The sequence below is a fragment of the Streptomyces sp. NPDC050534 genome (assembly GCF_044457745.1).
Taxonomy (GTDB): domain Bacteria; phylum Actinomycetota; class Actinomycetes; order Streptomycetales; family Streptomycetaceae; genus Streptomyces.
Genome location: NZ_JBITHF010000001.1, coordinates 690,118 through 703,633 on the forward strand (window position 1 = coordinate 690,118; position 13,516 = coordinate 703,633).

General features: G+C 72.5%; 13 protein-coding genes. 9 read left to right on the plus strand and 4 right to left on the minus strand.

Annotated features, from left to right (window positions below; all coding sequences use genetic code 11):
• Window positions 1-126: 126 nt before the first annotated feature.
• Both ACIBN2_RS03095 and ACIBN2_RS03100 read right to left on the minus strand, forming a co-directional pair.
• Window positions 127-1,965, minus strand: a complete 1,839-nt coding sequence (locus ACIBN2_RS03095; protein ID WP_399132353.1) for a glycoside hydrolase family 15 protein — start codon at window positions 1,963-1,965, stop codon at window positions 127-129.
• Between the two features lie 115 nt (window positions 1,966-2,080).
• Window positions 2,081-2,860, minus strand: coding sequence for a DeoR/GlpR family DNA-binding transcription regulator (locus tag ACIBN2_RS03100; RefSeq protein ID WP_399132354.1), 780 nt, complete (start codon window positions 2,858-2,860; stop codon window positions 2,081-2,083).
• Window positions 2,861-3,014: 154 nt separating this feature from the next.
• Here ACIBN2_RS03100 and ACIBN2_RS03105 point away from each other — a divergent pair, with 154 nt between their 5' ends.
• Window positions 3,015-3,896: an SIS domain-containing protein gene (locus ACIBN2_RS03105; protein WP_399132355.1), complete on the plus strand. Its 882-nt coding sequence runs from the start codon at window positions 3,015-3,017 to the stop codon at window positions 3,894-3,896.
• 33 nt (window positions 3,897-3,929) lie between these two features.
• The gene (locus tag ACIBN2_RS03110; protein WP_399132356.1) at window positions 3,930-4,796 is read left to right on the plus strand and encodes a class II fructose-bisphosphate aldolase; all 867 of its coding nucleotides are present in this window, start codon (window positions 3,930-3,932) and stop codon (window positions 4,794-4,796) included.
• Here ACIBN2_RS03110 and ACIBN2_RS03115 read toward each other — a convergent pair.
• Window positions 4,793-5,926, minus strand: coding sequence for a methyltransferase (locus ACIBN2_RS03115; RefSeq protein WP_399132874.1), 1,134 nt, complete (start codon window positions 5,924-5,926; stop codon window positions 4,793-4,795). The genes ACIBN2_RS03110 and ACIBN2_RS03115 overlap by 4 nt on opposite strands.
• Before the next feature lie 68 nt (window positions 5,927-5,994).
• On the opposite strand from ACIBN2_RS03115, the gene ACIBN2_RS03120 reads away from it, so the two are divergent.
• From ACIBN2_RS03120 to ACIBN2_RS03140, 5 genes are all read left to right on the plus strand, one after another.
• A complete protein-coding gene (locus ACIBN2_RS03120) occupies window positions 5,995-6,642 on the plus strand; it encodes an alpha-ketoglutarate-dependent dioxygenase AlkB family protein (RefSeq protein WP_399132357.1) in 648 nt (215 codons plus the stop codon).
• 35 nt (window positions 6,643-6,677) lie between these two features.
• A complete protein-coding gene (locus ACIBN2_RS03125) occupies window positions 6,678-7,916 on the plus strand; it encodes an ROK family protein (protein ID WP_399132358.1) in 1,239 nt (412 codons plus the stop codon).
• Between the two features lie 51 nt (window positions 7,917-7,967).
• Entirely contained in the window at window positions 7,968-8,423 is a 456-nt protein-coding gene (locus tag ACIBN2_RS03130) for an RpiB/LacA/LacB family sugar-phosphate isomerase (RefSeq protein WP_399132359.1), read from the plus strand.
• 76 nt (window positions 8,424-8,499) lie between these two features.
• Window positions 8,500-9,627 carry a PfkB family carbohydrate kinase gene (locus ACIBN2_RS03135; RefSeq protein WP_399132360.1) on the plus strand — a complete coding sequence of 376 codons (1,128 nt, stop codon included), beginning with the start codon at window positions 8,500-8,502 and terminating at the stop codon, window positions 9,625-9,627.
• Window positions 9,628-9,678: 51 nt separating this feature from the next.
• Window positions 9,679-10,635 (plus strand): pseudouridine-5'-phosphate glycosidase, encoded by a 957-nt coding sequence (locus ACIBN2_RS03140; RefSeq protein WP_399132361.1) that lies wholly within the window; start codon window positions 9,679-9,681, stop codon window positions 10,633-10,635.
• A gap of 24 nt (window positions 10,636-10,659) precedes the next feature.
• Here the strand turns inward: ACIBN2_RS03140 and ilvY are convergent, their stop codons facing one another.
• Complete coding sequence (ilvY, locus tag ACIBN2_RS03145; RefSeq protein WP_399132362.1) at window positions 10,660-11,502, minus strand: HTH-type transcriptional activator IlvY; 843 nt, start codon at window positions 11,500-11,502, stop codon at window positions 10,660-10,662.
• Between the two features lie 88 nt (window positions 11,503-11,590).
• Between ilvY and ACIBN2_RS03150 the strand changes: the two genes are divergently transcribed.
• Together ACIBN2_RS03150 and ACIBN2_RS03155 are read left to right on the plus strand one after the other, a co-directional pair.
• Entirely contained in the window at window positions 11,591-13,060 is a 1,470-nt protein-coding gene (locus ACIBN2_RS03150; RefSeq protein WP_399132363.1) for a ketol-acid reductoisomerase, read from the plus strand.
• Between the two features lie 35 nt (window positions 13,061-13,095).
• Complete coding sequence (locus ACIBN2_RS03155; protein WP_399132364.1) at window positions 13,096-13,509, plus strand: SMI1/KNR4 family protein; 414 nt, start codon at window positions 13,096-13,098, stop codon at window positions 13,507-13,509.
• Window positions 13,510-13,516 lie beyond the last annotated feature (7 nt).

Genomic DNA, 13,516 nt, shown 5'->3' on the forward strand with positions numbered 1-13,516 from the left:
TCCCCCGAGTCCGGTGAGGTGGATTTCCGTGCCGGCCGTTCGCCGACATCTGGAATCCTTCCTGTTCAGGGGGCCGCCGTCGCTGGGCCTGGACACCGGATGCCGGGTGTACCCGGCAACACCCCCTCAGCCCAGGGCCTTGTCCAGATTGAAGGCCGCGCTGATGAGCGCGAGATGGGTGAACGCCTGCGGGAAGTTGCCCTGTTGCTCGCCGGTGTGGCTGATCTCCTCGGCGTACAGGCCGAGATGGTTGGCGTAAGTGAGCATCTTCTCGAAGGCGAGCCGTGCCTCGTCGACGCGTCCGGCGTGCACCATGGCCTCGACGTACCAGAACGAGCAGATGGAGAAGGTGCCTTCGTCGCCGCGCAGCCCGTCGGGGCTGGTGAGTGGGTCGTAGCGGTAGACCAGGGAGTCGGACACCAGGTCGTGGGTGAGGGCGTCGAGGGTGGACAGCCACTTGGGGTCGGTGGGCGCGATGAACTTCGTCAGCGGCATCATCAGCACGGCCGCGTCCAGTACGTCGCCGTCCTCGTGCTGGACGAACGCCTGCCGGGTCTCGGACCACCCGTTCTTCATGATCCGCCGGTAGATCGTGTCGCGGCACTCGCGCCAGTGGCGCAGATCGGCGGGCAGGCCGCGCCGGTTGGCCATGCGGATGGCGCGCTCGATCGCCACCCAGCACATCAGCCGCGAGTACAGGAAGTTCTTGCGCCCGCCGCGGGTCTCCCAGATCCCTTCGTCGGGCTGGTCCCAGTGGGCGCACACCCAGTCCACCAGAGCGCACACGTCGTCCCACTGGGCGCTGGAGACGGGCTTGGCCCACTTGTCGTAGAGGTAGATCGAGTCGATGAGCGCGCCGTAGATGTCGAGCTGGAGCTGGTCGGCGGCGGCGTTGCCGACCCGGACCGGCGCGGAGCCCTGATGCCCTTCCAGATGGCCGAGTTCGGTCTCCGTGAGGTCGGTGCGGCCGTCGATGCCGTACATGATCTGCAGGGGCCCGGAGGGCAGGCCGTCGCCCGGGCTGATGTGCCGGGTCACGAACTTCATGAACGCCTCGGCCTCGTCGGAGAACCCGAGCCGCAGCAGCGCGTACACGCAGAAGGCCGCGTCGCGCACCCACACGTACCGGTAGTCCCAGTTGCGTTCGCCGCCCAGCTGCTCGGGCAGGCTGGTGGTCGGCGCGGCCACGATCGCGCCGGTGGGAGCGTAGGTGAGCAGTTTCAGGGTGAGGGCGGAGCGGTGCACCATCTCCCGCCAGCGGCCACGGTACTTGGAGGCGGACAGCCAGCGCCGCCAGTACGCCACCGTGGTGCCGAACTGCTCCTCGGCCTCGGCCTTCGCGCACCGGCGCGGCTGCACGTCGCCGCCGACCTGATCCAGCGCGAACACCGCCGTCTCGCCCTCGGAGAGCTTGAAGTCGGCCCGTACGTCCGGCCCTTGGGCCTCCAGGGGCACGGTCGAGGTCAGCGCGACGGCCAGCCCTTCGGCCTCGAAGAAGGCCGCCTCTCCGGCCATGCGCACGGTGTGCGTCCGGGTGCCGTAGTCGAACCGCGGGGCGACCCGGGTGCGGAACGGGATGGAGCCGCGCACGCACACCACCCGCCGGATCAGCCGGTGCCGCTCCACTTCCACGTCCCCGTCGGCGACCGGCATGAAGTCCTGCACCTCCCCGACGCCGTCCTCGGTGAAGAACCGGGTGATCAGCACGTTCGTGTCGGGGAAGTAGAACTGCTTGGTCCGCGCCGGGACGGCCGCCGCCAGTTCGAAGCAGCCGCCGCGCTCCGCGTCCAGGATCGCCGCGAAGATGCTCGGCGCGTCGAAGGCCGGGCAGCAGTACCAGTCGATCGTGCCGTCGGTGCCCACGAGGGCCACGCTGCGCAGATCACCGATCAGCCCGTGCTCCGCGATCGGCAGATAGCGCGGACCGGTCCCGGGGACGTCGTGGTCGATCGCTCGTGCATCCATCGCAGCCTCCCTGACCCGCCAGGCACCCGTCCTCAGCCTAGGCGGATTCGGGCCGGGGAGCGCGGGGATCGCGGCAGGGAGGGCGGCCCGTGCCCGGATCGCTGAGACAGGGGCGTCAGACCGTGAGTACGGTCAGGCCCGTCTCCTCGAAGCGGCGTACCTCGTCCGCGCTCGCCGCCGTGTCGGTCACGAGCGTGTCCACTTCGTCGGCCCCGCAGATCCGCGCGAACGCCCGCTGTCCCAGCTTGCTGGAGTCCGCGGCGACGATCACGCGCTCGGCGCGCTCGCACAGCAGCCGGTTGATCGCGGCCTCCGCCTCGTCGTGCGCGGCGGCGCCGTGCGTGGCGTCGAAGGCGACCACGCCGAGCACGGCCACGTCGATGGTGATCTGGCCGAGCACGCCGTCCGCGAGCGGCCCGATGAGCTCGTACGACTGAGGGCGGGCCACCCCGCCGGTCACCACGATCTTGAACTGGGGCCGCACGGCGAGCTCGTTGGCGATGTTGAGCGCGTTCGTGACGACGGTGAGGGCCGGCGAGCCGGCGGCGAGATCGCTGCGCACGGCCAGGGCGCGGGCCACCTCGGTGGTGGTCGTGCCGCCGGTCAGGCCCACCGCCTCGCCCGGCGTGACGAGGTCGGCCACCGCCTTGGCGATCCGCTGCTTCTCGGACGGGTGCCGCGCGGTCTTGTAGCGCAGCGGCAGCTCGTACGACACCCCGTGCACGACCGCGCCGCCCCGGGTGCGGACCAGCATCTGCTGCTCCGCGAGCTGGTCGAAGTCGCGCCGGATGGTCGCGGACGAGACCTCCAGCTCGGCGGCGGCCTCCTCGACGTCCAGCCGGCCGCGCTCGACGAGCAGTTCCAGCAGCGCCTTCCAGCGGGCGTCCCGCGACATGACCACGCTCCCGTTCCTCGATCTCCCGGCGACCCTAGCGCACACGGTCCTCGCTCGAATGCTTGATTATGCTCGAAATAGCGCTGTATCTTGCAGAAACAAGCAAACAGCAAAGACTGCGTCGAGCGGAAACCACATCAGGGGAGGGCCCGGCATGACCCATGTCGAGGACGAGCTGACCAGCCAGCCCGAGTGCTGGATACGCGCCGCGGGCGAGGCGGAACGGCACTGCGAGGCGCTCCCGGCGCCGGGCGAGCGGGTCGCGATCGTCGGATGCGGCACCTCGTACTTCATGGCGCAGGCGGCCGCCGTCCTGCGTGAGGGCGCGGGGCAGGGCGAAACGGACGCCTTCGCCGCCTCCGAGTTCCCGTACGGCCGCCCGTACGACCGCGTGGTGGCCCTCACCCGCTCCGGCACCACCACCGAAGTCCTCGACCTGCTCGGGCAGTTGAAGGGCCGCACCCGCACGGTCGCGATCACCGCCGACCCGGACACGCCCGTCATGCGGACGGCCGACGACATCGTCGTGCTCGACTTCGCGGACGAACGCTCCGTCGTGCAGACGCGGTTCGCCACCACCGCCCTCACCCTGCTCCGCGCCCACCTCGGCCTGCACACCGACGCCGTCGTCGACGACGGCCGCACCGCCCTCGCGACCCCGCTGCCCGAAGGGCTCGTCGCCTGCACGCAGTTCACCTTCCTGGGCCGGGGCTGGACGGTGGGCCTGGCCAACGAGGCCGGCCTGAAGATGCGCGAGGCCTCACTCGCCTGGACGGAGTCCTACCCGGCGATGGAGTACCGGCACGGCCCGATCAGCATCACCACCGAGGGCACCGCGACCTGGATGCTCGGCGACGCCCCCGAGGGCCTGTCCGAGCAGGTGCGCGCCACCGGCGGGCTGTGGATCGCGGGCGGGCTCGACCCGCTCGCCGAACTGGTCCGCGTCCACCGCCTCGCGGTCGCCGTCGCCGCGGCCCGCGGTCTCGACCCCGACCAGCCCCGCCACCTCACCCGCTCGGTGATCCTCACGCCCTGACGCGCCCCGACGCGCCTCTTCGAAGGAGTAGCCGTGCCCCTCGTCACCACCGGTGAACTCGTCACCCGCGCCGCCGCCGCGCGCTCCGCCGTCGCCGCCTTCAACGTCATCACCCTGGAGCACGTCGAGGCGGTCGTCGCCGGCGCCGAGTCCGCGCAGGCCGCCGTCGTCCTCCAAGTCAGCGAGAACGCGGTCAAGTTCCGCCAGGGACGAGTGCTGCCGCTCGCCCGAGCGGCCGTCGCCGCCGCCGAACGCGCCGCCGTCCCCATCGCGTTGCACCTCGACCACGTCCAGAGCGACGACCTGCTGCGGCAGACCGCGGACGCCGGATTCAGTTCCTTGATGTACGACGCGGCCCGGCTGCCCTACGAGCAGAACCTCGCCGCCACCCGTGCCGCCGCCGACTGGGCCCACTCCCACAACCTCTGGATCGAGGCCGAGTTGGGGCAGGTCGGCGGCAAGACCGGCGAGCCCCCGCTCGACGCCCACGCGCCCGGCGCCCGCACCGCCCCCGCCGAGGCCCGCGCCTTCGTCACCGACTCCGGCGTGGACGCCCTGGCGGTCGCCATCGGCAGCACGCACGCCATGACCACCCGCACCGCCACCCTCGACCACGACCTCCTCAAACGGCTGGCCTCCACCCTGGACGTGCCGCTCGTCCTGCACGGCTCCTCCGGAGTGCCCGACGGCGAACTCGCCGCGGCGGTGGCGGGCGGCATCGCCAAGGTGAACGTCGGTACCGCCCTCAACATGGCCATGACCGGCGCGATCCGGGACTTCCTGGCCGAGCATCCCGAGGCCGTCGACTCGCGGAAGTACCTGAGCGTGGCGAGGGAGGCGATGGCACAGGCGGTGACCGGGATCATCAGGACACTCGCCACGCCGCCCGCCGCCGTCTAACGCCTGACGGCCTTCAGCACCACGAACTTCGGGTCACCGGCGACCAGTTGACTGTTGCCAAACACCTTGCGCAGCTTCACGTGGTACCCCAGGTGCCGGTTGCCGATGACCCACAGCTCACCGCCGGGGCGCAGCACGCGCCGCGCCCCGGTGAACATCCGCCACGCCGTCGCGTCGGTCGTCGCCTGGTGCGAGTGGAACGGCGGATTGTTGAGCACCAGGTCGACGCTCCCGGCCGGCACCCCCGCCAGTCCGTCGCCGACCCGGAACTCGGCGTGCCCCGGCACCCCGTTCGCCTTGTACGTCGCCTCCGCCGAGGCCACCGCCTGGAACGACTCGTCCACGAACAGCACCTCGGCGGCCGGGTCGGCCAGCGCCACCGCCGTACCGACCACGCCGTTGCCGCAGCCGAGGTCCACCACCCGCAGGCCGGTACGCCCGGCCGGCAGGTGCTGGAGGAGGAAGCGGGTGCCGATGTCGAGCCGGTCGGCACAGAAGACGCCCGCGTGGTTGACGACCGTGCGCCCCGAGACCGTGCCGATGCCGTCGGGCAGCGTGTAGGAGTACGGCCACGGATTGGCGGGCCGGTCGGGCGAGGGCCGCGGCGTGCAGAAGATCAGCCGCGCCTTCTTCTCGGCGAGCGAGGTGCGGGTCGGCCCCAGCATCCGCTCGAAGAGCCGGAGTGTGGAGGTGTGGATCTCCTTCACCATCCCGGCGCCCACGACGATCGTGCCCTCGTGCACCGCGGGCGCCAGCCGCAGCAGCTGGTCCTCCAGCAGCGCCAGGCTCTTCGGCACCCGGACCAGGAGGACGTCGACCCGCTCGGGCGGCGGGTCCTGCGTGGTCAGCAGGTGTACGGCACCGGTCTCGACCCCGGCCCGGTCCAGGTTCGCCCGGGTCGCCTCCTGCGCGAGGAACGAGTCGGTGATCTGCACCGGCCGGTGCGGCGCGAGCGCGGTGGCCAGGGCGCCCCAGCGGTCGCCGAGGACCACGACCGTGCCGGACAGCGGGACCTTCTCCTCCGCGAGGTGCCGCAGCAGGTACTCGTCGGAGGCGTCCCAGGCACGCAGCCGGTCGCGCGGGTCCTCGGGGAAACGGGTGAGCGCGAGCTCGCCCCACGGCGTCGTCATACGGTCGTTCATCGTGTGCCAAGGCTAGCCGAGCCGCAGCTCACGGCTGGTGGGGGAGGATGGCAGACATGGACGCCGAGCTGTTTCCCCGCGAGCGTACGGAGGTCGCGCCGGGCGCGGTGCACGTTCCCGGCTGGCTGGACGCGGCTGGGCAGCGTGACCTGCTCCGGGCCTGCCGGTCGTGGGCCCGCCCACCGGCCGGCCTGCGCACGGTCCGCACCCCCGGCGGCGGCACGATGACCGCCCGGCAGGTCTGCCTGGGCTGGCACTGGTACCCGTACGCCTACGCCCGCACGGTCGCCGACGGCGACGGCGCCCCCGTGAAGCCGTTTCCCGGATGGCTGGGCGAGCTGGGCCGCCACGCGGTGCGGGACGCGCTGGGCGAGCCCGGGGAGACACCGGCGTACGACATCGCGCTGATCAACTTCTACGACGCCGGCGCCCGCATGGGCATGCACCGTGACAGCGACGAGAAGTCGGACGCCCCGGTGGTGTCCCTCAGCCTCGGCGACACCTGCGTCTTCCGCTTCGGCAACCCCGAGACGCGTACCCGGCCGTACACCGACGTGGAGCTGCGCAGCGGCGACCTGTTCGTGTTCGGCGGACCGTCGCGGCTCGCGCACCATGGCGTGCCCAAGGTGCAGCCGGGCACCGCCCCGCCCGAGTTGGGGCTGACAGGACGTCTGAACATCACGCTCAGAGTCAGCGGCCTGTAGCCGGTGCGCCTGCGGATCATGGGAGACTCGCCCTCATGAGCGGCAAGGCGGACCCCCGGGCGGCGGGGGAAGGGACCACCTCGAGGGCGCGGCTGGACCGGGGGCGCGGTGCGCTCGGGCCCGCTTTGGAGCTGGTGCACACCGGACGCGCGCCCACCCGTGCCGTGCTCACCGCGGAACTCGGGGTGACCCGGGCGACCGCCGGTGCGGTCGCCGCCGAACTGGAGGCGCTCGGGCTGATCCAGGTGGACGCCCGGCCCGGCGCGGCGGCCGGTTCGCAGGGCCGGCCCTCGCACCGGCTCGCGGTCGCCGAGGACGGGCCGGTCGTGCTGGCGGCCCAGGTGCACGCCGACGGCTTCCGTGCCGCGCTGGTCGGCCTCGGCGGCCGGATCGTCGCCACCGCGCCGGGCTGCGAGACCGTCGACGCCGACCCGGCGAAGGTTCTCGTCTCGGTCGTGGAGGCGGGCGCGGAGCTGCTGCACTCGACCGGACGGCGCTGTGTGGGCGCCGGACTCGCCGTGCCGTCCGCGGTCGCCGAGCCCGAGGGCCTGGCCCTCAACCCCCTGCACCTGGCGTGGCCGGTGGGCGCGCCGGTCCGCCGGCTCTTCGCGGAGTGCGTGCGCACGGCCGGGATCGACGGACCCGCCTTCGCGGGCAACGACGTCAACCTCGCCGCCCTCGCCGAACACCGGCACGGGGCCGGCCGCGGCGCCCGGGACCTGTTGTGCGTGGCCACCGGACACCGGGGCGTGGGTGGCGCGCTCGTGCTGGACGGCCGCCTGCACACGGGCAGTTCGGGCCTGGCCCTTGAGGTCGGCCACCTCACCGTCAACCCCGAGGGCCGGCCCTGCCACTGCGGCAGCCGCGGCTGCCTCGACGTCGAGGCCGACCCGCTGGCCTTCCTCACGGCGGCCGGCCGCGACCCCGGCCCCGAGGTCTCGCTCCTGCAGCAGGCCATCGACCTGATCCGCAACCACTACGGCGATCCGGCCATCCGTACCGCGACCGAGGCCCTCATCGACCGCCTCGGCCTCGGTCTCGCGGGCCTGGTCAACATCCTCAATCCCGACCGCATCATCCTCGGCGGCCTCCACCGCACGCTCCTGGACGCCGACCCCGAGCGCCTGCGCGCCGTCGTCGCCGACCGCAGCCTGTGGGGGCAGAGCGGCGGCGTCCCCATCCTGCCCTGCACCCTCGACCACAACAGCCTGGTGGGCGCGGCCGAGTTGGCGTGGCAGCCGGTGCTGGACGATCCGCTGAGGGCGCTGACGTAACGGCCTGCCGCGCACTGGGAGCGGGCGTCGCACGGGGTTAGTCTCCGAGACATGCGGATCTCCGTCTCCTCGGACATGGACGAACCCGTGGCGCATCTGCTCGTCGCGGAGCTGCGAAGGCGCGGCCACCAGGTCGTGCCCCACGGCGCGCTGAGCCCCGGCGACGACCCCCAGTGGGCCGCGTGCTCGGAGGCGGCGGCCCGCGAGGTCGCCGAGGGCGCCGCGGACCAGGCGGTCGTGTGCTGCTGGACCGGTACGGGTGCGTCCATCGCGGCGAACAAGGTGCCTGGCGTACGCGCCGCCCTCTGCACGGACGCCTACACGGCGGACGGCGCCCGCCGCTGGAACGACGCCAACGCGCTGGCGCTGAGCCTGCGCCTGACGTCCGAGCCACTGCTGAAGGAGATCCTCGACGCGTGGTTCGCCGCTTCGGCGAGCGAGGACGCCGAGGACCGGGAGAACGTGGAGCGGGTGGGGCGGCTGGACGCCGGCAGGGGTGTGGGCTGACGGCGGGCGTCACGGCCCTGAACCCTCCGAGCCCACCTCTTGCTTACTCCGATAAAGGTCCTTTAGTTTGGTCAGCATGATGCTGACCCAGCGGGAGCGCGAGATCATCGCCTTGCTGCGCCGCGACCCGCTGGCGGGCCCGCAGGCGATCGCGGACGCCCTCGGCAGCACCCGGGCCGCGGTGAACGTGCACCTGTCCAACCTGGGCAAGAAGGGCGCCATCCTCGGCCGCGGCTACATCCTCCGCGAGGAGAACGCCGTCGTGGTCGTCGGCGGTGCCAACACCGACGTCAAGGTGCGCAGCCTCGCGCCCGTACGGCAGCGGACGAGCAACCCGGGCCGGGCCGGCACCACGGCGGGCGGCGTCGGGCGCAACATCGCGGAGAACCTGGCGCGGCTCGGCACCCCGACGCACCTCGTCGCCGCCGTCGGCCGGGACGCCGCGGGCGAGCGGCTGCTCGCGGAGACCGCGGCGGCGGGCGTGCGCCTCGACCACGTGCACCGCAGCGCGCATCCGACGGGGACGTACACGGCCGTCCTGGACGCCGACGGAGACCTGGTCGTGGCGGTCGCCGACATGGCCGCCACCGAAGCGCTGGCCCCGGAGGACCTGCACCCGGCCCGCGAACTCATCGCCCACGCCGACATGTTGGTCCTGGACGGCAACCTGCCGGCCGCCGTGCTGGCCCATGCGATGGACGTCGCGCACCCCGCCGAGGTACCGGTGGTGATCGACCCGGTGAGCGCCCCCAAGGCGGCCTTCCTCGCGCCGCTGCTCACCACCCGGCGCCCGGTCTTCGCGCTGACGCCCAATCTCGACGAACTCCGCTCCCTGCTCGGCGATTTCGTCGGCGACAGCGAGGCCGAAGTCGCGGCGGCGGCCGACGCCCTGCACGCCCGCGGGGTGCGGCACGTGTGGGTCCGGCTCGGTGCTCGCGGCAGCGTGCTGAGTTCCGTGGGCGAGGACGCCCGCTTCCTGGCCGCTCCGCCCGCCGAAGTCGCCGACGTCACCGGAGCCGGCGACGCGATGCTCGCCGCGTTCGTCCACGCCCTGCTGGCCGGCGGCGATCCGGTGGACGCCGCCCGCTTCGGGCACGCCGCCGCGGCTCTGACGGTCGCTAGCGCGGCGACCGTCAGACCGGACCTGACGCCGCGCCTGATCGAGGACCTACTCGACGGCAGCACGGCCCCGACGCATGCCTGAACGACCGATCGCCTGCCCAATTGGCCCGAACAACCCGATCCGGAGCCCGAGATGATCACGCCCGCCCCCGCCCCGACCCCCGCGACCCCTGTCCCGCACCCGCGCCTGGCGCTGACCGACGAGGTCCGCGAGGCGCTGCGCGACGGGCGGCCCGTCGTGGCGCTGGAGTCGACGATCATCAGCCACGGCATGCCGTATCCGCAGAACGTGGAGATGGCCGTGGAGGTCGAGCAGATCATCCGCGACGGCGGCGCCGTCCCCGCGACGATCGCCGTCCTGCACGGCCGCCCCCGCATCGGGCTGACCCCCGAGGACCTGGAGCTTCTCGCGACCGCGCCGGACGTCACCAAGGCCAGCGTCCGCGATCTCGCGTACGTGATCGCGCGCGGCGCCCACGGCGCGACGACCGTCGCGGCGACCATGCGGCTGGCCGCCCTCGCCGGCGTCCGCACGTTCGTCACCGGTGGCATCGGCGGCGTGCACCGGGGCGCGCCGACGACGTTCGACATCAGCGCCGACCTGACCGAACTGGCCACCACCGGCGTCGCGGTGATCAGTGCGGGCGTCAAGAGCATCCTCGACATCGGCCTCACCCTGGAGACCCTGGAGACCCTCGGCGTCCCGGTCCTCACCTACGGCACGGAGGAGTTCCCGGCCTTCTACTCGCGCCGCAGCGGCTTCACCTCGCCCATGCGCGTGGACTCGCCCGCCGAGATCGCCGCCGTGATGCACGCCCGCTGGGACCTCGGCATCCCCGGAGGGGTCAGCATCGCCAACCCCGTACCCGAGGACGAGGAGGTCCCTGCCGAGCGCATGGACGGCGTCATCGCGCAGGCCTTGGCCGAGATGGACAAGGCCGGCATCACCGGCAAGGACACCACGCCGTACCTCCTCGGCCGGATCGTGGAACTCACCGGGGGCGAGAGCCTGCAGACCAACATCGCCCTGGTCAAGAACAACGCCCGCCTCGGCGCGCAGATCGCGGTCGAGTACGCCAAGCTCGGCTGACCACCCCTTCACGGCGACGGCGCCTCACCGGCTCCACAGCGCCGCCACCAACGGCCGCCGCAGATCGGCCCGTCGCACGCACAGCCCGATCGGGAACGGCTCCGGCGACGGATCGGCGGGGACCACCGCGAGCCGGTCACGTACCGCGCTGTGATCGAGCACGAGGCGGGGGACCACTCCGGTGCCACAGCCCAGTGCGACAAGCGTCAACAGCCCTTCGTGACCGTCCGGTTCGCATGCCACGTCCGGCCGTGTGCCGCGGGCTCGGAACCAGCGATCGGCGGCCTCCCGGACCAGCCCGCGGTGGGGGAGGACGAACGGCCCGGCCAGATCGGGGTCCGGGCGGTCCCGCGCGGTGACGAGGACCAGCTCCGTGACCGCCACCGTGCGGCTCACCAGTCCCTCCGGCAGCCGCGCAGGAATCCCGGCCACGGCCACGTCGACCTCGCCCTCGTCCAACCGGGCCAGCGCGGCGGCCGCGTCACCGGTGCGCAGGTCGAGCTGTACCTGGGGGTGGGCGGCACGGAAGGGGGCCAGCAGGTCGGGCAGCAGTGCCTGGCAGGCGGTCACCGTGGCGAACAGGCCGAGACGGCCCGTGAGTTGCGCGGGGTCCGGGTGCTCGTCACGGTACGAGCGCCACAACTCCATTGCCTGGGTGGCGTATTCGCGGAAGCGGTGTCCTTCCGCCGTCAGCGACACCCCGCGCGGCCCGCGCTCGAACAGCCGGTGCCCGAGGTCCGTCTCCAGCCGCTGCACCGTTCGCGTCAGCGTCGCCGGGCTGACATGGCAGTCGAGACTGGTCCGCCCGAAGTTCAGCGTATGCGCCAGATGGAGAAAGAGACGCAGCTCCCGATGGTCGTCGCGCATGGCCTGACCTCTATCTTTCGTTCCATGCAACGCTCCGCTGCACAGGTTGCGCTTGCTGCAAGACTCTCCGCGAGCATACAACTCGAACATGACCTCGACGACGTACAGCTCGCGCGTCTTCTCCCTCGAGACGATGGACGTGCCCGGCGGCACCGAGACGATCCTGCGTGGCGGCCGGAACCTCTTCCCGCTGCTGCCGCAGGCTTTCGAGGGTGTCCGCCGCATCGGTGTCCTCGGCTGGGGCCCGCAGGGCCGCGCCCAGGCCCTCAACCTGCGGGACTCGCTGGCCGGCACGGACATCCGGGTTGCCGTCGGACTGCGCCCGGGGTCCGCGTCGGCCGCCGGCGCCCGGGCCCACGGCTTCACCGAAGAGGACGGCACGCTCGGCGACTGGATTGCCGTCGCCTCCGAGAGCGACCTCCTGATCCTGCTGATCGCCGACGCCGCACTCGCCGCCCACCACCAGGAGGTCTTCGCCGCGCTCAAGCCCGGCGCCGTGATCGGCCTCTCGCACGGCTTCCTGCTCGGCCATCTCCGGGAGAGGGGAGGGGACTTCCCGCCCGGACACGGCGTGATCGCCGTCTGCCCGAAGGGCATGGGCGACTCCGTGCGGCGCCTGTACCAGCAGGGCGAGCAGATCAACGGCGCCGGGATCAACAGCAGTTACGCCGTTCACGCCGACCCCGACGGCCGCGCCACCGACCTCGCGCTCGGCTGGTCGGTCGCGCTCGGATCGCCGTACACCTTCCGGACCACCCTCGACAGCGAGTACCTCTCCGACATCGTCGGCGAACGCGCCATCCTGCTCGGCGCGGTGCATGGAATCGTCGAGAGCCTGTTCACCCGTGCCCGCCTCGCCGGCGACGATCCCGTGACCGCTTACGAGAGGGCCTGCGAGAACATCACCGGGCCCATCGCCAGGACCATCTCGCGCACCGGACTCCGGTCCGTACGCGAGGAGTTGGACCTCGTCGGCCGGGACGTCTTCGACCGCGCCTACACGGCGACGTACGGTCCCGCCCGGGAAATCGTCGCCGAGATCTACGACGAGGTCGCCGACGGCACGGAACTGCGCAGCGTGATCCTCGCCGAACAGCGGCTCGGCAACCGTCCGATGAGCGAGATCGGCGGCTCACCCATGTGGTCGGTGAGCGACGAGGTGCACGCCCGGCGCGGCGAACGAGACCTGCCCGTCGACCCGTTCACCGCCGGTGTCTTCGTCGCCACCATGACCGCCCAGGTGGACGAGTTCGCCGAGCGCGGCCATCCCTGGTCGGAGATCGTCAACGAGTCCGTCATCGAGGCGGTCGACTCGCTGCTGCCCTACATGCACGCGCGCAACGTCGCCTACATGGTCGACAACTGCTCACGCACGGCCCGCCTCGGCACCCGCCGCTGGGGCCCCCGCTTCCAGGCGGCGTACGAGCAGATCGCCTACCCGGCCGCGGAACACCCGGCGGACCGGATCCTGCTGACGGCCTTCGACACCCACCCCGTGCACGAGGCCCTGGCCGCGGCGGCGAAACTGCGCCCGTCCGTGGACATCTCGGTCTCCTAGGCGGCGTTGTCAGTGGCGGCGGCCAGCCTGCGGGCATGATCGAGACGACCGGCGAGGACCGCCGTTTTCCGCCCGCCCTGGCCGACGTGGCCAAGGTCGAGTTCGACTACGACGACGGCGAGGGCGTCGACTTCGAGCCGTACGGCGCCCTCGACCCCGCCGAGGAGACCACCGACTGGCCGCGCCACTGGACGGTGTTCCAGGGCTCGGAGGGCGAGCGCGGAGTGGTGGCGGGGAATCTGTCCGGCTTCCTGTGGGTACTGGCCGACGGCGTGGGGCCGCTGGAGGTCGTGGAGTTCCAGCAGTACGAGGGGCACCCGGGTCCGGCTCTGACCGAACTCGCCGCCCGGCACGCGACCACTCCGCGCCGGGCCGCCCGCGAGATCGTCACCGAAGCCCAGGCCGAGTTCCCGGCCTTCTCGGACGGCATCGACGCCCTGTGCCGCTGACCCGGCT